The organism is Thalassobaculum sp., assembly GCF_040219215.1.
In the GTDB taxonomy this organism is placed as follows: Bacteria; Pseudomonadota; Alphaproteobacteria; order Thalassobaculales; family Thalassobaculaceae; genus Thalassobaculum_A.
Map to the genome: position 1 here is coordinate 322,405 of NZ_JAVJSX010000044.1, position 24,276 is coordinate 346,680.

Here is a 24,276-nt window from a genome sequence, read left to right on the forward strand (position 1 = left end):
ATGACGGCGACAGATCGGACGATGTTCCACGCCGCCTGTGCGGCAATCGCCCGGGAGCATGACCGGGAGCGTTATCTGGCATGCCTGTATGCACCCGTTGATCGACGCGATGCCCTGTTCGCGCTGTTGGCAGCCAATCATGAGATCGCCAAGACTGCCGAGGTGGTGAGCGAGCCGGCAATTGGCCAGATCCGGTTGCAGTGGTGGCGGGAGACGGTCGAGGGCATCGAGACTGGCCAGCCGCGGACACACGAAGTGGCAATACCGTTGGCCGAAGCGGTGGAACGTGGCGGGCTGCGGCCACAGCGGCTGTACGCGATCATCGAGGCTCGCGAAGCCGATCTGGACGAGGTTCCGCCAGCGGATCTCGACGATCTGGAGCGCTACGCAGGCGCCACGGCGGGCGGGTTGCATGCCGCGATGGCGGAAATACTGTCCGCGGACCCGGCCACGGCATCGCTCACCGGAACCGCCTGGGGGTTGATCGGCCTGATGCGGGCGACCCCGGCGCTTATTGCGATCGGCCGCCGTCCGCTACCTGATGCACTACTTCAGGCGTGCGGCCAATCCCACCAGAAGATAAGGGATCTGGGACGATCAAGCAGGCTTGCCGACGCGGTCCGGCCGGTAGTGGAGAGGGCGCGGCTGCATCTCGTCGCGGCACGCGACTCGGCCGGGTTCCGCGCTCCTGCCTTCCGGCCGCTACGCCTGCTGGCGGATCGTGCTCTGGATCACGCGAACGAACTGGAACGCGCCCGGTTCGAGCCGTTCGATCTGCCTCAGCCTCCACAGCCGTCAGGCGGTCTCGTCTGGCGCCACGGGGCTCGCATGCTGCGGTACCGCCTGGGCTTCTGACGTTACTCGGCAGCTGCGCGGGTCCGGCCGAGCCACAGGTCAAGGTCGCTCAGTGCCCGGCGTGCCTGCACTTTCTTGCGGTCGAGACCCTTCAGCTTGCGGCGCTTGCCGTTGACGGTGATCGTCTCGGCCTCGTCGGGCGGCGGCAGCAGGCCGAAGTTGACGTTCATCGGCTGGAAGGTCTCGGGGTTTGCCTCGCCGGTGATGTGCGCCAACAGGCCGCCCAGCGCGGTGGTGCGCGGTGGCTGCTCGGGCGGCCGTCCAAGTCTCTCGGCCGCGGCGAATCGCCCCGCCAGAAGCCCGATGGCCGAGCTCTCCACATAGCCCTCCACACCGGTGATCTGCCCGGCGAAGCGCAGTCGCGGCTCGACCTTGAGGCGCAACGATCCGTCGAGCAGCCGGGGCGAGTTGATGAACGTGTTGCGGTGCAGGCCGCCCAGCCGCGCGAACTCGGCGTTCTCCAGACCCGGAATCGTGCGGAACACCCGGACCTGCTCGCCATGTCGCATCTTGGTCTGGAAGCCGACGATATTGAACAGGGAGGCGAGCGCGTTGTCCTGGCGCAGTTGAACAACCGCGTGCGCCCGACGTCCGGTGCGCGGGTCGGTCAGGCCGATCGGCTTCATGGGGCCGTAGCGCAAGGTATCCAGGCCGCGGCTGGCCATCACTTCGATGGGCATGCAGCCCTCGAAGTACGGCGTGGTGGCCTCCCACTCGTGGAAATCCATCTTCTCGCTGTCCAGCAGGGCCTGGACGAAAGTCTCGTACTGGTCTTGGTCCAGCGGGCAGTTGATGTAGTCCTTGCCGGTCCCGCCCGGGCCGGGCTTGTCGTAGCGGGACTGGTACCAGGCCACATCGAAGTTGATGGAGTCGGTGTGCACGATCGGTGCGATCGCATCGAAGAACGCCAGGGAGTCCGATCCGGTGCGGCTCTGGATGGCCTCGGCCAGTGCGGGTGAGGTCAGCGGACCGGTCGCGATGATCACGCTGTCCCAATTGGCCGGCGGAAGACCTTCGATCTCGCCGCGTTCGATGGTGACCAGGGGATGGGCCTCGAGTCGCGCCTGGACCATCGCCGAGAAGCCGTCCCGGTCGACCGCCAGTGCCGATCCCGCCGGTACCTTGTGGGCATCGCCCGCTTCGAGGATCAGCGAGCCGCAACGCCGCAGTTCCTCGTGCAGGACTCCGACGGCGTTAGCCTCGTGATCGTCCGAGCGGAACGAGTTCGAGCACACCAGTTCGGCAAGTCCGTCGGTCTTGTGGGCATCGGTGCCACGGACCGGCCGCATCTCGTGCAGGATCACCGGGACGCCGGAATTTGCTAGCGTCCATGCGGCTTCCGACCCGGCAAGGCCGCCGCCGATCACATGGACGGGCACAATGGTCGACGGCATCACAGGTCTCCGGCGTCGGTTAACGGAAGTTTCATTATGTGGCGTTCAGATAGCGGTGGCGAACCCCCGGCGCAACCGCGCGACCATGGCCGCGGACGGTATCGGTTTTGTGCGGCAAGGGTGCCCGGCTCGTCGGCGCGGCTGGATGTGTTTCGGTTTTGCCTAAAAGTTCAGGGTTTTGAGAGCTATCATGATGGGCGCGGGCAGGCGGGGTGCCGCCACCACCGGAGCAGGCATGGACGAGCGATACCAGGACGGAATACCCCGGGAGACCCGCAAGTCCGGCTTCCTTCAGTCATTCGACCGTCAGAAGCTCGACACGGCTGACCCCGCCGATTTCTCGTCCAAGCTGCTGTCGTTCGTGCGGACCAACAAGGTCGCCGCCGACGCGCTCATCGCGGGCAACGTCCAGATGCTGGGATTCGAGGCCCTGAAGGAACGCTTCGGGGATCATTGGCACGGCATCAAGGACAAGGTGCACCTGCTGACCGAAGGCGTGATCAAGAAGCACATATCGGCCGACGATGTCTTCTGCCTTATGAACGACGAGAAGTTCATCGTGCTGTTCGGCAAGGCCAGCAAGGCCGATGCCAGCAAGACGGCGGTCGCGATCGGCAAGGAAGTGAACGCCAAGCTGTCGGGAGCGGGTGCCGGGGGCGACGCGATCTCGGTGCGGCCGATGGTGTTCGAGGTGCCGCGCGAGGATCCGGCGGCCCTGCGGTCGCCGGCCGCGATGGAGGAGACCGTCGAGGAAGCGCAGAAGCGGGCGCAGGCCGCCGAGGCTGCGGCGGTCGAAGCTGCCAAGGATCAGATGAAGATGCGGTTCTGGCCCGTGGCCAACGTCCGCAAGCGTCTGATTTCCTGCTATCATGCCGACCTGTACATTCCCGCCGGCGCCGGGCTGGGATTTGATCCGGATGAGCCGTCCGACACCGGATCGGTTGAGGCAACGATCGATCGCATGGTGCTGCAGAAGGCCGGTGCCGGTCTGGTCGAGGCCGGGTCGCAGCATTGGCGCGCCCTGCTGATCGTGCCGGTGCATTACGAGACATTGGCTGCCAAGGGCTATCGCACTCAGTACATCGAGGTTTGCAAGCTGTTGCCGCGGATCGCCGAGAAGCGGTTGTTTCTGCTGGTGCGGGGGATGGATGACGACGTTCCTCAGGGCCGGTTGCACACCCTGTTCTCGTATCTGGCGCCGTTCGTGGCAGGCTTCATCGGCGATTTCAGCCTGGCGTTCCATCGGGCTGAAAAGCTTGGCGGCGTGCGGATGGTGGCGATCGGCGTTAACGGCCAAGGCATCACCACGCCAAACGCCAAGGATCTTGTCGCACTGAAGAATTTCGCTGCGGCCAACAAGGAGATCCGGATGCGTCGGTACTTCTATGGCGCGACGACCGTTGAAGCCGCCACCGCGGCCCGCAAGGCCCGGTTCGACTATGTCCAGGGCACCGGGGTGGCCCCGGCGATGCCAATGCCGGGCAAAGTGTTTCGCATCTGAATGATAACTCGGGGCGCTGCCCTACGCCGACTTGCGGGTGGGGGCGGCAGCCGGCTTGAGGTAACGCGCGAGATACTGACCGGTGTAGCTGCCGCGGGTCGATGCGACTTCTTCCGGGGTGCCGCTTGCAACGATGTAGCCGCCGCCGTCACCGCCTTCCGGTCCCAGGTCGATGATGTGGTCTGCGGTCTTGATGACCTCCAGATTGTGCTCGATCACGATCACCGTGTTGCCCTGTTCGACCAGAGCCTGCAGCACTTCCAGAAGCTTGCGGACGTCCTCGAAATGCAGGCCGGTGGTCGGCTCGTCCAAAATGTAGACGGTGCGCCCGGTGGCCCGGCGCGACAGCTCCTTGGCCAGCTTTACGCGCTGTGCCTCACCGCCGGACAGGGTGGTCGCCGGCTGGCCGACCTTGACGTAGCCGAGACCGACACGCTCCAGGGTTTCCAGCTTGTCGCGGATCGACGGGACCGCCTTGAAGAACTTCGCACCTTCCTCGACCGTCATGTCCAGGACGTCGGCAATCGACTTGTCGCGGAACCGGATCTCCAGGGTCTCGCGGTTGTAGCGGTGTCCCTTGCAGACGTCGCACTGCACGTAGACGTCAGGCAGGAAGTGCATCTCGATCTTGATGACGCCGTCACCCTGGCAGGCCTCGCAGCGTCCGCCCTTCACGTTGAACGAGAACCGGCCCGGCGCGTAGCCGCGGGCCTGGGCTTCCGGGAGGCCGGCAAACCAGTCGCGAATTGGTGTGAACGCGCCGGTGTAGGTCGCCGGGTTGGAGCGCGGAGTGCGGCCGATCGGGGACTGGTCGATGTCGACCACCTTGTCGACCTTGTCGAGACCGTCCAGCGTTTCGAACGGTGCCGCGTGCTCGCGGGCGTTGTGCAGGCGGCGGGCCAGGGCCTTCCACAGGGTCTCGATCACCAGGGTGGACTTGCCGCCGCCGGAAACACCCGTGACGCAGGTGAAGGTGCCGAGCGGAATGGTTACGCTGACGTCCTTCAGGTTGTTGCCGGTTGCGCCCGTCAGGGTCAGTACACGGCCCTTCTTGGCCTTGCGGCGCTGCTTGGGGATTGCGATCTGCCGAAACCCGGACAGGTACTGGCCGGTCAGGCTCTCCGGCGCGCGCATCACGTCTTCGGGCGTGCCGCTGGCCACCACCGCACCGCCATGGACGCCGGCCCCCGGACCCATGTCGATCACGTAGTCGGCCTCTCGGATCGCATCCTCGTCGTGTTCGACCACGATCACCGTGTTACCGAGGTCGCGCAGGCGCTTCAGCATCGTCAGCAGCCGATCGTTGTCGCGCTGGTGCAGGCCAATTGACGGCTCGTCGAGCACGTACAGCACGCCGGTCAGGCCGGAGCCGATCTGCGAGGCGAGCCGGATACGCTGGCTCTCGCCGCCGGACAGCGAGCCGGAGCCGCGCGACAGGGTCAGGTACTCCAGCCCGACATTGTTCAGAAAGCCCAGCCGCTCGTTGATCTCCTTGAGGATTCGCTGGGCAATCTCGTGGTCCTTCGGGCGCAGCGAACCATCGAGTTCCTGAAACCACGCGACCGCTTTGCCGATCGAGAAATCGGCAACTTGCGAGATCGTCAGCCCGGCGATCTTGACCGCCAGAGCCTCCGGCCGCAGGCGCTGGCCGTTGCAGACCTCACATGGTGCGACCGACTGGTATCGGCCCAACTCCTCGCGCACCCAGGCGCTGTCGGTTTCGCGCCAACGGCGCTGCATGTTGGGGATGACCCCCTCGAACGGCTTGGTGGTCTTGTATGACCGCAGCCCATCCTCGAAGGTCATGGTCACCGGATTGTCGCCGGTGCCCTGCAGCACGCCCTGGCGTGCTTCCTCGGGCAGTTCCTGCCAGGGCGTGTCCATCGACACCCCGAAGTGCTTGGCCAGGCTGACGAGGGTCTGGGTGTAGTATTTAGACGAACTGGCGGCCCACGGACCGACCGCTCCGCCCTTCAACGACAAGGTGGGATTCGGGATCACCAGTTCGGCGTCGAAATACATCCGGGTGCCAAGCCCGTCGCAGGTCGGGCAGGCGCCGAACGGATTGTTGAACGAGAACAGCCGCGGCTCGATCTCGTCGATGGTAAAGCCGGACACCGGGCAGGCGAACTTGGCCGAGAAGGTTCGCCGCTCGCCGGAATCGGCCTCGTCGGCGAATAGCAGGCCGTCGGACAGGCCAAGGGCGGTTTCGATGGAGTCGGCCAGCCGGGTCTGGATTCCATCCCGCACCACCAGCCGGTCGACCACCACCTCGATGTCGTGCTTGCGCTTCTTGTCGAGCGCCGGCGCGTCCTCGATCTCCAGCAGTTCGCCGTCGATCTTCACCCGCTGAAAGCCGCGCTTGCGCAGATCGGCCAGTTCCTTGCGGAACTCACCCTTCTTGCCGCGCGCGATCGGCGCCAGCAGGTAGAGGCGCGTGCCTTCCGGCAGATCCAGGATGCGGTCGACCATCTGGCTGACCGTCTGGCTCTCGATCGGCAGCCCGGTGGTCGGCGAGTAGGGGACGCCGATGCGCGCGAACAGCAGGCGCAGATAATCGTAGACCTCGGTGACCGTGCCGACCGTGGAACGCGGGTTGCGCGATGTGGTCTTCTGCTCGATCGAGATCGCGGGCGACAGGCCCTCGATCAGGTCGACGTCGGGCTTCTGCATCAGTTCCAGGAACTGCCGGGCATAGGCCGACAGGCTCTCCACGTAGCGGCGCTGGCCCTCGGCGTAGATGGTGTCGAACGCCAGAGACGACTTGCCCGAACCGCTCAGACCGGTCAGCACCGAAAGCGCGTTGCGCGGCAGGTCGACATCGACGTTCTTCAGGTTGTGTTCCCGAGCTCCCCGGACGCGGATAAAGCGGAGCTCTTTGTCGGACGCTGGGGTTGGCGCCATGGCCGGCCTCGGTTCGGGATCGGGGAGTGGGTACGACCATCGAATATAGGGTGCACGGCCCCGGTATTGCCACCGCCCATGTCCGGCGCGGGTGTCGGCTGCTGACAAGGGATGGCGCGGTCTGTGGATAACTCCGGGCGTTTGGAGCGGCCGATCCGATTCGGCTATTCGTTTCGGAGTAGCACCGAGATGCCGATTCCGGTATGCCGTGTAACTGCAAAATCGGTTTGTCCCGATCGGGCTTGGAAGCCGCCGGTCGATGTGGGATGGTCCGGCAAATCAGAAACGAGCCCGAATGCATGGGCGGTCCGGCGCCGTGGCGCCGCCAGACAACACCCAGTCGACGAAAAACGAGAGTGAGACGATGGCCGGCAGCGTCAACAAAGTCATCCTGGTGGGGAACCTCGGCCGCGATCCGGAGGTGCGGACCACCCAGGACGGCACAAAGATCGTGAACTTCACACTGGCGACCTCCGAGAACTGGCGCGACAAGTCGAGCGGCGAGCGGCGCGAGCGCACCGAGTGGCACCGGGTGGTGATCTTCAACGAGAACCTGGCGCGGATTGCCGAGCAGTACCTGCGCAAGGGCAGTTCGGTCTATGTCGAAGGCGCGTTGCAGACCCGCAAATGGACCGACAAGGACGGCCAGGAACGCTACACCACCGAGGTGGTGCTGCAGCGCTTCCGCGGCGAGATGACCCTGCTCGGCGGCCGCGGTGACGGCGGCGGTGGCGGTCAGGGTGGTGGCGACTACGACCGCGGCGACGACTACGGTGGCTCAAGCGGCGGTAGTTCGTCAGGCGGCGGTGGTTATGGCGGCGGCTCCTCGAGCGGCGGCCGCTCCGGTGGCGGCGGTCCGGCCCCGATGGGTGGTCCGTCCGACCTGGACGACGAGATCCCGTTCTGACGGATGACTAGATGCCCGACAACACGCATTTCCTCGAAGCCAACCGGGTGCACTGGGACGAGTTGGTGGGTATCCACCTCGGTTCGAGCGGGCCGGACGGCTACAACGTCGAGGCGCTGAAGCGTGGCGCCCGGCCGCTGCATGCCATCGAGGAAGCCGAACTCGGGCCGGTCGACGGGTTGGACGTGCTGCACCTGCAGTGCCATTTCGGGGACGACAGCCTGATCCTGGCGCAACGCGGTGCCAGGATCACCGGGCTGGACTATTCACCGGCAGCCGTCGCGGCGGCCCGAGGTCTGGCGGCCGAGATCGGGCTGGACGCCCGGTTCGTCGAGGGCAATGTCTACGACGCCCCGAGCCTGATCGATGGCCGCTTCGACCTGGTGTTCGTCACCTGGGGCACGATCTGCTGGCTGCCCGACCTGCCGGCGTGGGCGCGGGTGGTGGCGCATTTTCTGAAGCCCGGCGGCCGGTTCTATTTCTGCGACGCCCATCCGGCTGCCCGGGTGTTCGACGATTCGGCGGAAGCTGCGGCGCTGCCGCTCGGCACCCTTCGCGTCCACTATCCGTATTTCCACCGCGCCGAGCCGACGGCGAACACCGCAAGCGTGGATTATGCCGACCCGGAGGCCGAAATCCGCAACCAGCGGACCTATGAGTGGGAGCACAGCGTGTCGGACGTCGTGAATGCCGTGATCGGCGCCGGTCTACGGCTCGACTGGCTGCATGAGCACGACGAGATCGCCTGGAGCCTTCTGCCGGTCCTGGTGCCGGGAGCGCAGGGCCAGTACCGGTGGCCCGACGGGTTCACCCCGAAACTGCCTCTCAGCCTGTCGCTGTCGGCTCGCAAGGTCTGACTGGCGGCACCGGTCAGCCGGTATGCCGCTTGACCACGTTGCTGCGGACCTTCTCCAGCTTGGTGACAACCGATTCGCGGATGTCCGGAGCGCAGGCGCCGTCCCGCGTCAGCACGCTCATCACCTGCAGCAGGTCGGCATTGATCTGGCGGGCGATCGGGTCGGCAATCCGGCTCTCGATCCATGTCACGGCGACCAGCCGCTCGCCGGCGGTCACTTCGGCAACCCGGTGAATGGCGTCGGTGGCGTACAGGACCGCTCCCCCGGCGGCCATCTTGAAGGTCGGGGCATAGGCCATGTCGCTGTCGACCACCAACTCGCCGCCCTGGTAGGTGTCGGGCTCGGTCAGGAAGATGGTCATCGACAGGTCGGAGCGCATCTCTTCCGGCGCGCCGCGAAACATCACCGCACTGTCCATGTGGTCGCGGTAGCCGCCGCCCGGTCCAGTGCGCGAGAACAGGAACGGGCTCCACCGCCGCGGGTCGCATAAATGCCGGAACGCCAGCGTCTCGCTGGTCAGAGGGCCGCGCAGGTACGCCGAAATCTTGTCCGACAGTTCCAGGCGCAGTGGTGAGTCGGCGGCGATCTCGTGATTGCGTTTCTTGGTGCCATCCCGCCCGACGGTCTGTCGGCCGTCGACCCAGGGCGTGGCCTCGGCCTGCAACGCGGTGCGGAGCTCGGCGACCAGCCCGGGCGCCAGCAGGTTTCGGATCGGGTAGACCTGGGCCATCGCCTGCCTTGCTTCCGGTGAATGGCCGTTAACGGCCGGTTGGCGATGGTATCGGCCGTCGCTGCGTTCGGCTAGCGATCGAGGCCGGTCAGTGGATCAGGCGCTCGGTCGGATTGCCGCGGGAGTTGGATGGAGGTAGTGCGGCGGCAACTCCACGGACGGTGTTCGGCCCTCGCTGTCCGCGTTGAGTTCTACCGTATTCACCGGCTCCAGGCCGGACTCGCGCACCGATCGGAGTTGCCCTCTCCCGATACCAAACCTTCGGCACTGCAACATTGCCGCATGGGTGCCATTCTGCTAAGTTTTCACGAAGCATAGCCGCGCCTGATTCGGCGCCGCAAAGGCCATTCCCGGCCCCTTGCAGCCACCTGCTCCGGAACCCCTCGGTTGTCCGACATCTCATCCGCTCATCACGACATCGCCCCGGTCTCCATCGAAGACGAGATGCGGCGTTCGTACCTCGATTACGCCATGAGCGTGATCGTGTCGCGCGCATTGCCCGACGTCCGCGACGGCCTCAAGCCGGTGCATCGCCGCATCCTCTACGCCATGAAGGTCGGCGGTTACGACTGGACGCGTCCGTACCGTAAATCGGCGCGCATCGTCGGCGACGTGATGGGTCAGTACCACCCGCACGGCGACAGCGCGATCTATGACGCCATGGTCCGGATGGCGCAGGACTTCTCGATGCGCCTGCCGCTGGTCGACGGCCAGGGCAACTTCGGTTCGATGGACGGCGATCCGCCGGCGGCCATGCGCTACACCGAGGCGCGTCTCGCCAAAGCGGCAGAGGGACTGCTGCGCGATATCGACAAGGAAACCGTCGACTACATCCCGAACTACGACGAGACGACCGAGGAGCCCTCGGTTCTTCCCGCCGAATACCCGAACCTGCTGGTCAACGGCGCCGGCGGCATCGCGGTCGGCATGGCGACCAACATTCCGCCGCACAATCTCGGCGAAGTGGTCGATGCCTGCCTGGCGATGCTGGACAATCCTGGCATCACCATCGACGAGTTGATCGCCCTGGTTCCGGGACCGGACTTCCCGACCGGTGGGCTGATACTCGGCCGCTCCGGGATCCGCGAGGCCTACCACACCGGCCGCGGCTCGGTGGTCATGCGCGGCCGGGCCGAGATCGAGGAGATTCGCAAGGACCGCTTTGCGATCGTCGTCACCGAGATCCCGTACCAGATAAACAAGTCGAAACTGATGGAGCGGATCGGCGAAGTCGTCCGCGACAAGGTGGTCGAAGGCATCTCCGACCTGCGCGACGAGAGCGACCGGGATGGCGTGCGCGTGGTCATCGAGCTCAAGCGTGACGCAATCGGCGAAGTCGTGCTGAACCAGCTGTACCGCTACACGCAGCTGCAGACCAGCTTCGGTGTCAACATGCTGGCGCTGAACCGCGGCCGGCCCGTGCAGATGAACCTGCGCGACGTGATCTTCGCGTTCGTCGAGTTCCGCGAGGAGGTGATCACCCGGCGGACCCGCTTCCTGCTGCACAAGGCGCGGGAACGCGCCCATGTGCTGGCCGGGCTGATGGTCGCGATCAACAACCTCGACGCGGTGATCGCGCTGATCCGCGCGGCGCCGGACGCCGGCGAGGCCCGGCGCAAGCTGTGCGAGGCCGCGTGGCCGGCGACCGATGTCGTCGATTTCATCGCGATCATCGACGATCCGGGGCACCGGGTGACCGAGGACGGCACCTACCAACTGTCCGACGCCCAGGCCCGTGCGATCCTGGACCTGCGGCTGCAACGCCTGACCGGCATGGAGCGCTCCAAGCTGGTCGACGAGGCGACGGACATTGCCGCCCGGATCAAGGACTACCTGGAGATCCTGACGTCGCGGCCACGCCTGATGGGCGTGCTGCGCGACGAGCTGCTGCAGACCCGCGAGGCTTGGGCGAACGATCGCCGCACCGAGATCATGGAAAGCGAGTTCGAGCACGACATCGAGGATCTGATCGCCCGCGAGGACATGGTCGTCACGGTCAGCTACTCCGGCTACATCAAGCGGGTGCCGCTGGCGACCTATCGGGCGCAGAAGCGCGGCGGCAAGGGCCGCGCCGGCATGGCGACACGCGACGAGGACTGGGTGCACCGGCTGTACGTGGCGAACAGCCATTCGCCGATCCTGTTCTTCACCTCGCGTGGTCAGGTCTATCAGCTGAAGACCTATCGGCTGCCCGAAGGCACGCCGCAGTCGCGCGGCCGGCCGATGGTCAATTTGCTTCCGTTGGAAGAAGGCGAGTGGATCCAGACCGTCATGCCGATGCCGGCCGACGAGTCGAGCTGGGACGGCCTGCACGTGATGTTCGCGACCGCGGCCGGCACGATCCGGCGGAACGCGCTCAGCGACTTCACCAACATCAACCGTGCCGGTAAGCGAGCGATGAAGCTCGACGAGGGCGACCGCCTGATCGCGGTGATGCCGTGCAACGAGGGCGACGATGTCCTGTTGGCGGCGCGTTCCGGCAAGGCGATCCGATTCCAGGTTGCCGACGTCCGGCTGTTCCGTGGCCGGGATTCCCTCGGCGTCCGTGGCATCCGGCTGGCCAAGGACGACGAGGTGGTCTCCATGTCGATCCTGCGTCACGTCGACTATGAAAGCGTCGACGGCGAGCAGAACGAGCGTGAGATCTACCTGCGCCAGGCGGCGTGGATCCGGCGCGGCAGCGGCGAGGGGGACGAGGACGCCTCGGCTCCGGAGGTCATGCTGCGCGAGGACCGCTTCATCGCCCTTGGCGCCGCCGAGGAGTTCGTGCTCTCGGTAACCGAGAAGGGCTACGGCAAGCGGACATCGGCGCACGAGTATCGGGTCACGGGGCGTGGGGGCCAGGGAATCGCGTCGATGGACGTGACGGCCAAGAACGGGCCGGTGGTGACCGCGTTCCCGGTCACGCCGACCGACCAGATCATGCTGGTCACCGACGGCGGCCAGATCATCCGGTGCCCGGTCGACGATATTCGGGTGGCAGCCCGCAAGACCCAGGGCGTGGTGCTGTTCCGGGTAGGCGAGGACGAGAAGGTGGTTTCGGTGTCCCTGGTGGGCGAGAACGGCGACGACGAGAGCGTCGATGCCGTTGATGACGCTGCGGACGAGGCGGCTGGCGGCGGGTCGGCGGAGGCCGGGCCCGAGGATCAGGGGGACGCGACGCAATGACCGAGGCTGCGCAGGCGGAGGATGAACGGATCGGTGTCTATCCGGGCACCTTCGATCCGATCACCAAGGGCCACATCGACATCATCCGGCGGGCCAGCAAGACCGTCGACCGGCTGATCGTCGCGGTCGCGCGCAACGCCGGGAAGGGGCCACTGTTCAGCCTCGACGAACGGGTCGAGATGGTCAAGGACGAGATCGACGACATTCTTGCCCAGAACCGCAAGGATGGCTTTGTCGGCACGATCGACGTCAAGCCGTTCGGCTCGCTGCTGATGCACTTTGCCGAGAATCAGGGGGCGTCGGTCATCATCCGCGGCCTGCGCGCGGTGTCCGACTTCGAGTACGAGTTCCAGATGGCTGGGATGAACGCCCGGTTGAATCCCAAGATCGAGACGCTGTTCCTGATGGCGTCGGACCGTCACCAGTTCATCTCGTCGCGTTTCGTCAAGGAGATCGGGCGTCTCGGCGGGCCGATCATCGAGTTCGTCACCGCCAGGGTCGCCGAGCGGGTGATGAACCGGTTCGATCGAGACCCGTCCCAGGCCGGTCAGGCGAAACAGACCGGGCCGTTCGACGATTGAGAAAACGGCCGATAATGAGTTGACCTGATGCGGCGGCCTGCCTAGGTTCCGCCCGTCGTAAAGACCCCCTGGGGGCGCGTAGCTCAGTTGGTAGAGCAGCTGACTTTTAATCAGCGGGTCATGGGTTCGAGTCCCGTCGCGCTCACCACTCCTCCGAGGCAATACGAGAGCCTATAACGGCCGTTCCGCCGGTCTGTTCGTTGGGACAGGATCGTCTGTGCGTTCGGCTTGGTAGACGCGGTGCTTGAGCAACCTTGAGCAAGGTTACTTGATAGTTTTAGATAAAATTAAGCATTGTATCTTTCCGTTTATTTTGCACCGATTGAAACTGCCCCGTCTCCGATCTATAGTTATCCCCAGGTGATTGGATACAGGTGGGGACATCGCGGCGATGTTCGATTTTCTCAAGACGGCGAGCCGGAAGCCGCCTGCACGGGCGGTTCCGCGCGGACGACCGGCGGAACCGCAGTCCAAGGGCACGGTCAAGATCGACCGGCACGTGTTCAACGTCCGGGAGTTGAACCGCAAAGGGTTCATCCTGCAGCCATATGACCGCGACGTGATCATCACCGGTCAACGGTTCCGGTTCGAAATCGATGCTCAGGATGGGGATGACGTCTACAAGGGACGGGCGGAAGCCGTGGTGACCAAGGTGGTCGATGGTGCCCTGGCAGCAGCATTCCTGACCAAGTTCTTCTGACGCTCGAGTTGTCCGGGATTTGGTTTTCCGACATACTCCCAGCATGTCCGAGCGTGAAAAAGCCCTGCGATTGTTGCGTGCGGTCCGCAAGCGGATCGACCCCGAGGTCCTGGCCCGGGCCCAGAAGGCAGCGATGATTCAGATTGGCCAGGCTCCGGCGGCGATGAGCGACGCCGATAACGAAGCGTCCCGGCTGTTCAAGCAGGCCCTTGCCAACGGGGGTGCCCGTCGGGTCGAGATCCTGCGGCATCTTGAACGGAAGTTCCGACACAAGCTGAACTGAGACCGGCCGAACGACAGGCTTGGGCTACTGTGCGTTGCGCCGTTCCACCAGGATGGCTTCGGCCAGGGCATCGATCTCGCTGGTCTGGTTGTAGATCTGGCCGGACACCCGCGCCCACAACCGACCGGCCAGTGCGTTGATCGGTACCTGGATCCTGTACTCGTCGAGCAGTCGCCGCCGCAGTTCAAGACCATCCGCCTGGGTTGTACCCAGACCATCCGGCAGGCGCACGGTGATCATGGAACCCGTCAACGCCGGCGGAGATCCGACCTCGGTACCCCAGGCAGCCGCCAGGCGCTGTCCGGTTTCAACCGCGAAGCGGTGATTGTGTTCTCGAACGCGCTTGGCACCAAAGCCGGCAAGAAACGACAGGGCGTCCGGTAACGCGAGCTGTGCAGAGGCGTCGCGGGTTCCGACCCAGTCGAATTCGGCCACGAAGCCCTGGCCGAAGCCGTGGCTGATCACCGTTGGGTGCAGTCGGTCGCGGACCGGATCGGCAGCCCACAGGAACGCGCAGCCCTTCGAGGCGAACAGCCATTTATGGCAGTTTCCTGTGTACCAGTCGGCACCCAGCGACCGCAGGTCGAGCGGAAGCATCCCGGGGGCATGCGCGCCGTCGACCAGAGCCAGGGCGCCGGCATCCTTGACCGCTGCGACCATGCGCGCGACCGGAAGCACGACAGCCGTCGGCGAGGTCACATGGTCGATCACCGCCAGCCGGGTGCGCTTGCTGATGCCAGACGTGAACCCCTCGACGATGCTGTCGTCGGAGTAGACCGGAAACGGCAGGTCGACCTGAACGACCACGGCACCGCTGCGCGACGCGATCCAACGCACGGTGTTCTTGACGGCATTGTAGGTCTGGTCGGTGATCAGGATCTCGTCGCCGGGCTTGAACGTCTCCGACAGGAGGACGGCGTTCACCGCCTGGGTTGCGTTCTCCACCATTGCGACGGCCCGCCCTTCGACACCGAGAAGGGCCGACAGCCGTTCCGCCGCGACCCGCAGGCCCGGCCGGAACTCCCGCTCCATGAACCGGCTGGGCTCGGCCTCCAGGCGCTCCTGCCAGCGGCGCTGCGCCAGCGTGACCTGCTTCGGCGTGGCGCCGTAGGAACCGTGGTTCAGGTAGATGGCACCATCTTCAAGCTGGAACAGCCGGCGGACGGGCGAGCCGAAGGCGGGAAGGTCTGACATGGCGGAATGGTGGCGCGATTCCGGCGGTCGCGCCAGATCCCAACGCAGATGCGTTCGGACACGCAGCCCTGCTACACTCTCGTCGAGGCAATCCGGAGAGCACACATTGGCTGGGTTCGACGACTTTGAGGTGCGTGACATCACCACCTCCGGCTCGGTCATTCATCTCCGGGTGGGCGGAAGCGGACCGGCTGTCCTGCTTCTGCACGGCCATCCCGAAACCCATTTGATGTGGCGCCATCTGGTGCCCGAGCTGGCCCGGCGCTTCACGGTCGTGGCCGCCGATCTGCGAGGATACGGCCAGTCGGGCAAGCCGCCGACGACCGTCGACCACGCGCCTTATTCCAAACGATCAATGGCGCTGGACATGGCCGAGGTCATGACAGCGCTCGGGCACGAGCGGTTTGCGGTGGTCGGGCACGATCGGGGAGGGCGAGTGGCCCACCGGTTAGCCCGTGATCATCGCGATCGGGTGAGCAAGCTTGCGGTTCTCGACATCTGCCCGACGCTCGATATGTACGAGCGTACCGACATGTCGTTCGCCCGGGCCTATTATCACTGGTTCTTTCTGATCCAACCCTATGATCTGCCGGAGCGCATGATCGGCGCGGACCCGGCATTCTACCTGCGATCAAAGCTGGCATCATCCGCCGCCGCGGATGTGTTTCCCGTGGACGTCGTGGCGGAGTACCTGCGCCACTACGCTCGACCGGAAACCATCCACGCCATCTGCGAAGACTATCGCGCGAGTGCCGGGATCGACCTGGAGCATGATAGGGCCGATCGGGACGATCTTCTGGATGTGCCGATCCTGGCGTTGTGGGGATCGAAAGGCGTGGTTGCCCGGACCTATGACGTTCTGGATGTCTGGAGATGCTACACAACGGCCGCGGTGTCGGGGGCGCCGTTGCCTTGCGGGCATTTTCTTCCCGAGGAGGCGCCGGAGGCGACCTTGGCCGCACTCATGCCGTTTTTGGAGAGCTAAAGGAGGACCATGACACTCTTCGCACGCCTGCGCGCATACTTCTTCGCCGGGATTCTGGTCACCGCACCGATTGGGATCACCCTGTATCTGACATGGCTGATCATCGATTTCGTCGACGGTCAGGTGACACCGCTGATTCCCGCCCGGTACAATCCCGAGACCTACCTGCCGTTCGGCGTCCCGGGGCTGGGCGTCGTCGTAGCCGTGGTCTTCCTGACGTTGGTCGGATCCCTGACGGCCGGTTTGGTCGGCCGCTGGGTCGTCCGGCTGACGGACCGCATGATGCAGCGCATGCCGGTCGTGCGAAATGTCCACAGCGCGCTGAAACAGATCCTCGAGACGGTTCTCGCCCAGCAGTCCAACGCGTTTCGCAAAGTCGTGCTCGTGGAGTACCCGCGGCGCGGCATGTGGGCTCTCGGGTTCCTGACGGGTGAGACGGTCGGTGAAGTGCAGCACCTGACCGAGGACGACGTCTTGAACGTTTTTCTGCCGACCACGCCGAATCCCACCTCCGGATTTCTGCTCTTCGTGCCGCGCGATGAAGTGTTCGTGTTGAGCATGACGGTCGAAGAGGGGATCAAGATGGTGGTTTCGGGCGGAATCGTGACTCCGCCGGATCGCCGGTCAACTGCTGAACAGAACCAACCGGCCATCCCGTCGACTGCCCCGGTTGCCTCGAAACGCCGCCGTCCCCCCGCCGCGTAAGATAATTGCCAGGCATCAACGGACCGTTAACCAACCTGCGGTAATCAAGGATACCGTCGAGCGTGAGGTTGGACGGCTCGGTATCCGTGTTGCGTGGGTTTGATGAACACCAGTTCGATGCACAGCGATCCGCAGGGGACATCCGAGTTGCCTGCGGGCGCACCGCGCGATCGAAGGACCTCCGTCAGCGAGGCCCAGATCTACGCCGAGCGTATACGGTTGCTGTACCAGTCTCCGGTCCCAGCGCTGGCGAATCTCGCAGTCGGCTCGCTGCTGGTCGTTGTTGCCTGGGGGCATGTTTCCGAAATCCTGCTGGTTGGCTGGCTGTTTGCGATGGCCGCAGTCACCGCGGTTCGGGTTGTCCTATGGAAGGCGTTCGCGGCGCGCCCGTTGACGACCGCTGATGCCGCGCTGTGGGAGCGCAGGATTGTCGTCAGTGTCACGGTTTCCGGTAGCCTTTGGCTTCTCAGCGGGCTTCCCATCGCTCTCGGACACCTTCCGGTCCACGTCGAGGGCATTGTGCCCGTCTCGGTCGCGGGCATGCTTGCCGGTGCGATCTTCGCGCTTACGCCAAGTGACAGGGCTTTTCGTCTGTATGCGATCATTGCGGCGCTTGGCCCGATCCTCGGCTTCCTGGCGGTCGGTGACCGGCTGCATGTCGCGGTTGCCGGGATGGGGTGCGTCTATCTCCTGGTCGTCCTGCTGTGGGGACGTGACGCAAGTCGAACGATCGAAAGCGCCATACGCCTTCGTCTCGAGAATCAGGCCCTGGTCCAGGACCTCGCGGCGGTCCGCGAGGGAGCGGAAATGGCCGAGCGCCTCAAGCGGGAGAGCTTCGCCAATCTTGGACACGAACTGCGGACCCCGTTGAATGCGATTATCGGCTTCGCGCAGTCCCTCGACGCTGAACTGTGGGGGCCGCTGGGCAGCCCGCGGTACCGGGACTATGCGAAAGCGATCGCCGACAGCGGCCAGCATCTCTATGTGCTGATCCAGGACATCCTGGACCTGTCGCGGCACGACGCCGGCGTTCTCGAGCTGGACGAAACCACCGTCGACCTCGCGGCCGCGGTACAGACTTGCCGGAAGATGCTGTCCGGATCCGCCGCGGCCAACGGGGTTTCGCTGACCGCCAGGGTTCCGGACCAAGGTTTGTGGGTGACCGGCGACTCCACCAAGCTTCGGCAGATTGTGATCAACTTGGCAGCCAATGCCATTCGCTTTACCCCGGCCGGTGGGCGCGTCACGGTCGGCGCGTGCCGGCTGGATTCCGGCGAGACCGAGTTGCGGGTCGAAGACACCGGTATTGGCCTGAACCCGGAGGATATCCCGAGAGCATTGGAGCCGTTCGTGCAGGTGTCGCGCGACCAGGCTCGCGGGACGGGTGGGGCTGGCCTTGGATTGCCGTTGTCCCAGCGCCTCGCGGCGCTGCACGGCGGTGTCCTGGAAATTCACAGCCAGCGCGGAACCGGTACTGTCGTGCGCGTTGTGCTGCCGGCAGGGCGTGCTGCCGAGCAGCCCCGTCGCCCTTCTCCGAACGGCTCGGACCTCGGCACTCAAGCGCCCCGCAAATAGCGCACCGCCGCGTCCCGCTCGAACAGGTACAGCAACGTCCGGGCGGCTTTGCCGCGCGGACCTTCCAGTTCGGGATCCTGATTCAGCAGCAGGCGCGCGTCGTCACGGGCGACCGGAAACAGCGCCGCATGCGCAGCCGGGTCGGCCATGCGGAAGGTCGGAAGACCGCTCTGTCGAGTGCCCAGGACCTCGCCGGCGCCCCGCAACTTGAGATCCTCTTCGGCAATGAGGAAGCCGTCCTCGGTATCGCGCATCACGGCAAGGCGTGCGCGACCGGTCTCGGTCAACGGGTTGCCGTACAGCAACAGGCAGGTCGATGCCTTGTCGCCGCGTCCAATCCGGCCGCGCAACTGGTGAAGCTGTGCCAGCCCGAAGCGTTCGGCATGCTCGATCACCATGACCGTGGCTTCCGGTACGTCCACTCCGACCTCGATGACGGTCGTCGCGACCAACAGATCGACACCGCCGTTCTTGAACGCGTCCATCATCGCGTCCTTCTCCGGCCCCTTCATCCGGCCATGCAGTACGCCGACCCGGTCGCCGAACCGGCGCCGCAGCGTGGAAGCGCGTTCCTCGGCAGCGGCGACGTCAAGCTTCTCGGATTCTTCGACCAGCGGACAGACCCAGTAGACCTTGGCACCCTGGTCCAGCTTCCGGGCGACTCCGTCGACCACCTCGCCCAGTCGGTCCAGCGCAACGGTCCGGGTATCGATCGGCTGGCGGCCGGGCGGCTTTTCGGTCAGCCGTGAAACGTCCAGATCACCATAGGCGGTCATCAGCAGGGTTCGCGGAATCGGTGTCGCGGTCATGACCAGGGTGTCGACCGCCTGTCCCTTTCCACCCAGGCTCATGCGTTGGTGCACGCCGAACCGGTGCTGTTCATCGATGACCGCAACCGCGAGGTCCCGGAACTCGACGCCTTCCTGGAACAACGCGTGGGTGCCCACGACGATCTTCGCGCTGCCTTCAGCCATTCGTCCGACGATCGCGGAGCGCGCCTTGCCCTTGTCGCGACCGGTGAGAATCTCGACGCGGAGGCCGGCCTGACGTGCCAGCGGTTCGATCGTCGCGAAGTGCTGGCGGGCCAGGATCTCGGTCGGCGCCATCAGCGCAGCCTGGGCGCCGCACTCCACCGCATTCAGCATGGCCAGCAGTGCGACCAGAGTCTTGCCGCTGCCGACGTCGCCCTGCAGCAGCCGAAGCATTCGAGTATCGGCCGCCATGTCGGCCTGGATTTCGGCAAGTGCCATGCTCTGTGCGCTGGTCAGGCTGAAGGGCAGGGCCTTGATCACCGCTTCGCGCAGGTTGCCGTCACCACGTACCGACCGGCCTTTCTGCCGTTTCATGCGGGCCCGGACCAGCGCCAGCGCCAACTGGTTCGACAGGATCTCGTCATAGGCCAGCCGCATGCGCGCTGGCGCGTCGGGCTCCAGGTCCCGCGGATCTTCGGGGGCGTGTGCCCGACGCACCGCGGCGTCCCAGCGGGGCCAGGCTCGCTGTGCCAGCAACGACGGGCTCATCCATTCGTCGAGAGACGGAATCCGCTCCAGCGCCCCCTCGACCGCCCGCCGCAAGGTCCGCATCGGCAGTCCTTCGGTGGTCGGATAGGAGGGCTCGACGATCCTGATCTCGGCCGCCTCTTCCTCCGGCACGACATGTTCCGGATGAGCCATCTGCGCGCGGCCCTGAAACCGCTCGAGCCGGCCGCTGACCACGCGTACTTCGCCGACCGGCAGCAGCTTCTCCAGCCAGTCGCCCTTGGCATGGAAATAGACCAGGTCGATGTCGGCGCGGCCGTCAGTGCACACCACCCGATATGGCCCGCGCCGCCCGGGTGGCGGCTGGTGGCGCATGACCGTCAGGGTCAGGGTGGCGACGCGACCTTCAGGCGCTTCGGGGATCGGGGGAGCCGGGCGACGGTCCACCACCCCTGACGGCAGGTGCCACAGCAGGTCGACGATCTGCGGGCCCGCGGCTTTCTCGATCAGTTTTGCATAGCGTGGCCCGACGCCCTTGATGCGGCCGACTTCGGCAAACAGCGGGAACAGGAGCTCTGGGCGCACGGTCAATCGGATCCGGATGAGGCTGCGGCGTCGCGTCGGACCCTGGCGGTGGCCCGGCCCACGCTTTATATCCTATGGCCCAGCCGGTCGAGAAAGAGGAGACGGCATGACCGACGTGCGCGACGCGCGGCGTAAGCGCCTCTACTACCGCAGTACCTACACCGGGACCAAGGAGACCGACGTGCTGCTGGGCGGGTTTGCGGCCCGGCACTTGGCGGAACTCGATGATCAACAGCTTGCTGATTATGAAAAGCTGCTCGAAATCGATGATCCACGGCTCTACAAGTGGGCCACCTCCCAAGAGACGCCGCCACCGGAGTATGACACCTCGGTGCTGCGCCTGATCCAAGCCTTCGAACTTGTAACCGATTGAAGCCATCTCCGAGACCGGCACGACCATGGACCTGACGTCATTTCCCGTGGCCGTCGGCCGCGTAACCCTTGCTTCCGCGCCGGAAGGCCTCGACGCATTCATCGTGGCGCGGCTGGCAACCGAGCGCGGGCGGGTGCTGCACGTGGCGCGCGACGATGCCCGCCTTGCGGCCCTGGTCCGGGCCATTGCCTTTGTCGACCCCGCGTTGCGGGTTCTGACGCTGCCGGCGTGGGACTGTCTGCCTTACGACCGGGTGTCGCCGAACGGCGAGATTGTAAGCCGACGTGTCGAAACGCTCGCGGAGCTGGCGTCGAGCGCCGCCGGACCGACGCCACTCGTGGTTCTGACGACCGTCAACGCGGTCCTGCAACGCCTTCCGCCTCGGCAATTCTTTGACGGGGCGTCGCTGACACTGAAGGTCGGCGACGAGATGCCGCTCGAATCACTGCTGACGATGTTCGGCCGCAGCGGCTACGGCCGGACCGATACGGTGCGCGAACCAGGCGAGTTCGCTGTACGCGGCGGCATCATCGACGTCTTTCCGACCGGAATGGATGAGCCGGTTCGCCTGGATTTCTTCGGCGACGAACTGGAAGGAGTGCGCACCTTCGACGCGATGTCGCAGCGCACCTCCGGTACGCTGGATCGCGTGGTGTTCCGGCCCGTCGGTGAAACCCTCCTGGACGACGAGGCGATTCAGCGCTTTCGCTCCGGTTATCGCGCCCAGTTCGGTGCCGAGATCGCCGCCGACCCGGTGTACGAAGCGGTCTCGGCCGGTCGGCGTCACGGTGGGATGGAGCACTGGCTGCCACTGTTCCATGAGCGGATGGAAACGGCGCTCGACTATCTGGGCGATGCTTGCGTCGTCCTGGACCATCAGGTCGACGAGGTCGCCAACGCACGCTTCGAGCAGATCGCGGAGTACCATGACGCGCGCCGGCAGATGGTCCGGACCGGCGGTGCGGAGTCGGGCGGCATCTATCGTCCGCTACCCACCGATTCCCTGTATCTGACTGGTGACGAATGGCGGGCGATCCTGGCCGACCGTCCGGTCGGCTCCCTGACACCGTTCGCTGCCCCGCCGGGTGATGCCGTCCTGGATTTCCAGGCGACCGGCGGAATCGATCTGGTCGAAGCGCGTACCCAGGGTGGTTCGGCGGTCTACGACGCTGCGCTCGATGCCATTGCGCAGGAGGTGGCGGTCGGCCATCGCGTGATTGTTGCAGGGTACACCGAGGGTTCGCGCGATCGGCTGACCAGCCTGCTGCGCGACCATGGCTTGGACCGGATCGAGCCCGTTGACAGCCTTGCCGAGGTTCACGCGTTGCCCGCGGGCACGGTGGCCGCCACCATCCTGCCGCTGGAGCGCGGCTGGCGCCACGATGGTCTGACCCTGATCGCCGAGCCGGACATTGTCGGCGAGCGCATGGTCCGTCCGTCGCGTCGACGCCGGCGGCGCGGCGAAGAGTTCCTGCAGGAAGTGGCGGCGCTGGAGGCCGGCGACTACGTCGTCCACGCCGAACATGGCATCGGCCAGTACATCGGCCTCGACACGCTCGAGATCGGCGGTGCGCCTCACGATTGCCTGAGGCTGGTCTATGCCGGTGGCGACAAGCTGTTCGTGCCGGTCGAGAACATCGACGTGCTGTCGCGCTACGGCTCCGAGGAAAGCAATGCCCAACTCGATCGCCTGGGCGGTGCTGCCTGGCAGGCCCGCAAGGCGCGGGTCAAGAAACGGCTGCGCGACATGGCGGAGGGCCTGATCGCGATCGCCGCCGAGCGTGAAGTGCGTCGCACCCAACCGCTGAACCCGCCCGCTGGGGTCTACGACGAGTTCTGCGCCCGGTTCCCCTACACCGAGACCGAGGATCAACTCCGGGCGATCGACGATGTGATGAGCGATCTCGGCTCCGGCAAGCCGATGGACCGCCTGGTGTGCGGCGATGTCGGCTTCGGCAAGACCGAGGTGGCGCTGCGCGCGGCTCTGGTGGCCGTGATGCAGGGCTATCAGGTCGCCGTCGTTGTCCCGACCACGCTGTTGTGCCGCCAGCATTTCAGAGGGTTCCGCGATCGTTTCCAGGGACTTCCGATCCGGGTCGAGCAACTGTCCCGGCTGGTGACGCCCAAGGATGCCAATGAGGTGCGCAAGGGGATCGCGTCGGGCGACGTGAACCTGGTGGTGGGAACCCACGCGGTGCTGTCGAAGCAGGTGTCGTTCAGCAACCTGGGCCTGGTGGTGGTCGATGAGGAACAGCACTTCGGCGTCGCGCAGAAGGAGCGCCTCAAGGATCTGCGCAAGGAAGTCCACGTCCTGACCATGACCGCCACGCCGATTCCACGCACTTTGCAGATGGCGTTGTCCGGGGTTCGCGAGCTTAGCCTGATTGCCACGCCGCCGGTCGACCGGCTGGCGGTGCGGACCTTCGTCATGCCCTATGACGGCGTGATCATCCGGGAGGCGATCCTGCGCGAGCGGTATCGTGGCGGGAAGACGTTCTATGTCTGTCCACGGGTCGAAGATCTGGTGCGGGTACACGACCGGCTGACGAAGCTGGTGCCGGAGGTCCAGATCGGCGTCGCGCACGGGCGCATGGCGCCGACCGAGCTCGAGGACGTCATGACGGCATTCACCGATGGCGGCTTCGACGTGCTCCTGTCGACCAACATCGTGGAGTCCGGGCTCGATATCCCTTCGGCGAATACCATCGTGATTCACCGCGCCGACATGTTCGGTCTGGCTCAGCTCTATCAGTTGCGCGGCCGGGTCGGACGGTCGAAAACCCGGGCCTACGGGTACTTGACCACCCATCCCAGCAAGGTGCTGAGCCCGGTTGCCAAGCGGCGCCTGGAGGTCATGCAGACCCTGGACAATCTCGGTGCCGGTTTCTCACTGGCCAGCCACGACATGGACATCCGCGGCGCCGGCAACCTGCTCGGCGAGGAGCAGTCGGGCCACGTCAAGGAAGTCGGCATCGAGCTGTACCAGGAACTGCTGCGCGAGGCTGTCGAGGCCGCGAAGTCCGGCGAGGGGATCGACGTCGAGGCTGCCGACTGGGTGCCGCAGATCGCGATCGGCATGCCGGTGATGATCCCCGATACCTATGTGTCCGACCTGTCGGTCCGCATGAGTCTGTACCGCCGAATCGTCACCTTGTCGGACGAAGGCGAGATCGATGCGTTTGCCGCCGAGCTTGTTGATCGGTTCGGCACCCTGCCGAGCGAGGTTGAGAACCTGCTGAAGATCGTGGCGATCAAGCGGCTATGCCGGGCTGCGGGTGTAGAGAAGGTCGATGCCGGGCCCAAGGGTGCAATCCTGGCATTCCGCAACAACGACTTCCGCAATCCGGCGGGGCTGGTGTCGTTCATGCAGAAGCAGGCGGGCACCGTGCAGCTTCGACCGGATCACAAGCTGGTCTATCGCCGCCCGTGGACCAAGCCGGAACAACGGGTGATCGGGTTGACCCGGTTGATGCAGGAACTGGCGGTGATTGCCGCCTGACG

18 protein-coding genes and 1 tRNA gene are annotated in these 24,276 nt (G+C 65.4%); 14 read left to right on the top strand and 5 right to left on the bottom strand.

What is annotated here, in order from left to right:
* Complete coding sequence (locus RIC54_RS26805) at positions 1–855, top strand: phytoene/squalene synthase family protein (RefSeq protein WP_350094573.1); 855 nt, start codon at positions 1–3, stop codon at positions 853–855.
* Between the two features lie 2 nt (positions 856–857).
* Here RIC54_RS26805 and trmFO read toward each other — a convergent pair whose 3' ends face one another.
* Entirely contained in the window at positions 858–2,249 is a 1,392-nt protein-coding gene (gene trmFO / locus RIC54_RS26810) for a methylenetetrahydrofolate--tRNA-(uracil(54)-C(5))-methyltransferase (FADH(2)-oxidizing) TrmFO (protein ID WP_350094575.1), read from the bottom strand.
* 235 nt (positions 2,250–2,484) lie between these two features.
* On the opposite strand from trmFO, the gene RIC54_RS26815 reads away from it, so the two are divergent.
* Positions 2,485–3,750 (top strand): hypothetical protein, encoded by a 1,266-nt coding sequence (locus RIC54_RS26815; protein ID WP_350094578.1) that lies wholly within the window; start codon positions 2,485–2,487, stop codon positions 3,748–3,750.
* A gap of 21 nt (positions 3,751–3,771) precedes the next feature.
* On the opposite strand, the gene uvrA is transcribed toward RIC54_RS26815, so the two are convergent.
* Positions 3,772–6,654: an excinuclease ABC subunit UvrA gene (gene uvrA / locus RIC54_RS26820; protein ID WP_350151599.1), complete on the bottom strand. Its 2,883-nt coding sequence runs from the start codon at positions 6,652–6,654 to the stop codon at positions 3,772–3,774.
* A gap of 364 nt (positions 6,655–7,018) precedes the next feature.
* Between uvrA and ssb the strand changes: the two genes are divergently transcribed.
* Positions 7,019–7,561 (top strand): single-stranded DNA-binding protein, encoded by a 543-nt coding sequence (ssb, locus tag RIC54_RS26825; RefSeq protein WP_350094581.1) that lies wholly within the window; start codon positions 7,019–7,021, stop codon positions 7,559–7,561.
* Positions 7,562–7,572: 11 nt separating this feature from the next.
* Positions 7,573–8,418 (top strand): class I SAM-dependent methyltransferase, encoded by an 846-nt coding sequence (locus tag RIC54_RS26830; protein ID WP_350151601.1) that lies wholly within the window; start codon positions 7,573–7,575, stop codon positions 8,416–8,418.
* Between the two features lie 13 nt (positions 8,419–8,431).
* Here RIC54_RS26830 and RIC54_RS26835 read toward each other — a convergent pair whose 3' ends face one another.
* On the bottom strand, positions 8,432–9,148 hold the full coding sequence (locus RIC54_RS26835; RefSeq protein WP_350094587.1) for a Fe2+-dependent dioxygenase: 717 nt from the start codon (positions 9,146–9,148) through the stop codon (positions 8,432–8,434).
* A gap of 387 nt (positions 9,149–9,535) precedes the next feature.
* On the opposite strand from RIC54_RS26835, the gene gyrA reads away from it, so the two are divergent.
* From gyrA to RIC54_RS26860, 5 genes are all read left to right on the top strand, one after another.
* Positions 9,536–12,316 carry a DNA gyrase subunit A gene (gene gyrA, locus RIC54_RS26840; protein WP_350094590.1) on the top strand — a complete coding sequence of 927 codons (2,781 nt, stop codon included), beginning with the start codon at positions 9,536–9,538 and terminating at the stop codon, positions 12,314–12,316.
* Positions 12,313–12,897, top strand: a complete 585-nt coding sequence (gene coaD / locus RIC54_RS26845; protein ID WP_350094594.1) for a pantetheine-phosphate adenylyltransferase — start codon at positions 12,313–12,315, stop codon at positions 12,895–12,897. Before gyrA ends, coaD begins: the two co-directional genes overlap by 4 nt.
* 72 nt (positions 12,898–12,969) lie before the next feature.
* Positions 12,970–13,045: transfer RNA gene (locus RIC54_RS26850), tRNA-Lys, on the top strand.
* 243 nt (positions 13,046–13,288) lie between these two features.
* The gene (locus tag RIC54_RS26855) at positions 13,289–13,597 is read left to right on the top strand and encodes a hypothetical protein (RefSeq protein ID WP_350094597.1); all 309 of its coding nucleotides are present in this window, start codon (positions 13,289–13,291) and stop codon (positions 13,595–13,597) included.
* 43 nt (positions 13,598–13,640) lie between these two features.
* Complete coding sequence (locus RIC54_RS26860) at positions 13,641–13,880, top strand: hypothetical protein (RefSeq protein ID WP_350094600.1); 240 nt, start codon at positions 13,641–13,643, stop codon at positions 13,878–13,880.
* A 24-nt stretch (positions 13,881–13,904) separates the two neighbouring features.
* On the opposite strand, the gene RIC54_RS26865 is transcribed toward RIC54_RS26860, so the two are convergent.
* Entirely contained in the window at positions 13,905–15,074 is a 1,170-nt protein-coding gene (locus RIC54_RS26865) for an aminotransferase class V-fold PLP-dependent enzyme (RefSeq protein ID WP_350094603.1), read from the bottom strand.
* A 106-nt stretch (positions 15,075–15,180) separates the two neighbouring features.
* Here RIC54_RS26865 and RIC54_RS26870 point away from each other — a divergent pair, with 106 nt between their 5' ends.
* The 3 genes from RIC54_RS26870 to RIC54_RS26880 all read left to right on the top strand — a co-directional run bounded on the left by RIC54_RS26870 (position 15,181) and on the right by RIC54_RS26880 (position 18,339).
* Positions 15,181–16,059, top strand: coding sequence for an alpha/beta fold hydrolase (locus RIC54_RS26870; RefSeq protein WP_350094606.1), 879 nt, complete (start codon positions 15,181–15,183; stop codon positions 16,057–16,059).
* A 9-nt stretch (positions 16,060–16,068) separates the two neighbouring features.
* A complete protein-coding gene (locus RIC54_RS26875; protein ID WP_350094609.1) occupies positions 16,069–16,764 on the top strand; it encodes a DUF502 domain-containing protein in 696 nt (231 codons plus the stop codon).
* A gap of 102 nt (positions 16,765–16,866) precedes the next feature.
* On the top strand, positions 16,867–18,339 hold the full coding sequence (locus tag RIC54_RS26880; protein WP_350094612.1) for a sensor histidine kinase: 1,473 nt from the start codon (positions 16,867–16,869) through the stop codon (positions 18,337–18,339).
* Here RIC54_RS26880 and recG read toward each other — a convergent pair.
* Entirely contained in the window at positions 18,321–20,402 is a 2,082-nt protein-coding gene (gene recG, locus RIC54_RS26885; protein ID WP_350094615.1) for an ATP-dependent DNA helicase RecG, read from the bottom strand. The two genes, RIC54_RS26880 and recG, sit on opposite strands and share 19 nt — an antisense overlap.
* A 106-nt stretch (positions 20,403–20,508) precedes the next feature.
* Here recG and RIC54_RS26890 point away from each other — a divergent pair, with 106 nt between their 5' ends.
* On the top strand, positions 20,509–20,775 hold the full coding sequence (locus RIC54_RS26890; RefSeq protein ID WP_350094618.1) for an FAD assembly factor SdhE: 267 nt from the start codon (positions 20,509–20,511) through the stop codon (positions 20,773–20,775).
* A gap of 25 nt (positions 20,776–20,800) precedes the next feature.
* Complete coding sequence (gene mfd, locus RIC54_RS26895) at positions 20,801–24,274, top strand: transcription-repair coupling factor (RefSeq protein ID WP_350094621.1); 3,474 nt, start codon at positions 20,801–20,803, stop codon at positions 24,272–24,274.
* The last annotated feature ends 2 nt before the right edge of the window (positions 24,275–24,276 follow it).

Coding starts and splice junctions, on each gene's coding strand:
- RIC54_RS26805 (WP_350094573.1), top strand. CDS start 1: ATGACGGCGACAGATCGGACGATGTTCCACGCCGCCTGTGCGGCAATC.
- trmFO (WP_350094575.1), bottom strand. CDS start 2,249: ATGCCGTCGACCATTGTGCCCGTCCATGTGATCGGCGGCGGCCTTGCC.
- RIC54_RS26815 (WP_350094578.1), top strand. CDS start 2,485: ATGGACGAGCGATACCAGGACGGAATACCCCGGGAGACCCGCAAGTCC.
- uvrA (WP_350151599.1), bottom strand. CDS start 6,654: ATGGCGCCAACCCCAGCGTCCGACAAAGAGCTCCGCTTTATCCGCGTC.
- ssb (WP_350094581.1), top strand. CDS start 7,019: ATGGCCGGCAGCGTCAACAAAGTCATCCTGGTGGGGAACCTCGGCCGC.
- RIC54_RS26830 (WP_350151601.1), top strand. CDS start 7,573: ATGCCCGACAACACGCATTTCCTCGAAGCCAACCGGGTGCACTGGGAC.
- RIC54_RS26835 (WP_350094587.1), bottom strand. CDS start 9,148: ATGGCCCAGGTCTACCCGATCCGAAACCTGCTGGCGCCCGGGCTGGTC.
- coaD (WP_350094594.1), top strand. CDS start 12,313: ATGACCGAGGCTGCGCAGGCGGAGGATGAACGGATCGGTGTCTATCCG.
- RIC54_RS26855 (WP_350094597.1), top strand. CDS start 13,289: ATGTTCGATTTTCTCAAGACGGCGAGCCGGAAGCCGCCTGCACGGGCG.
- RIC54_RS26860 (WP_350094600.1), top strand. CDS start 13,641: ATGTCCGAGCGTGAAAAAGCCCTGCGATTGTTGCGTGCGGTCCGCAAG.
- RIC54_RS26865 (WP_350094603.1), bottom strand. CDS start 15,074: ATGTCAGACCTTCCCGCCTTCGGCTCGCCCGTCCGCCGGCTGTTCCAG.
- RIC54_RS26875 (WP_350094609.1), top strand. CDS start 16,069: ATGACACTCTTCGCACGCCTGCGCGCATACTTCTTCGCCGGGATTCTG.
- RIC54_RS26880 (WP_350094612.1), top strand. CDS start 16,867: ATGAACACCAGTTCGATGCACAGCGATCCGCAGGGGACATCCGAGTTG.
- RIC54_RS26890 (WP_350094618.1), top strand. CDS start 20,509: ATGACCGACGTGCGCGACGCGCGGCGTAAGCGCCTCTACTACCGCAGT.
- mfd (WP_350094621.1), top strand. CDS start 20,801: ATGGACCTGACGTCATTTCCCGTGGCCGTCGGCCGCGTAACCCTTGCT.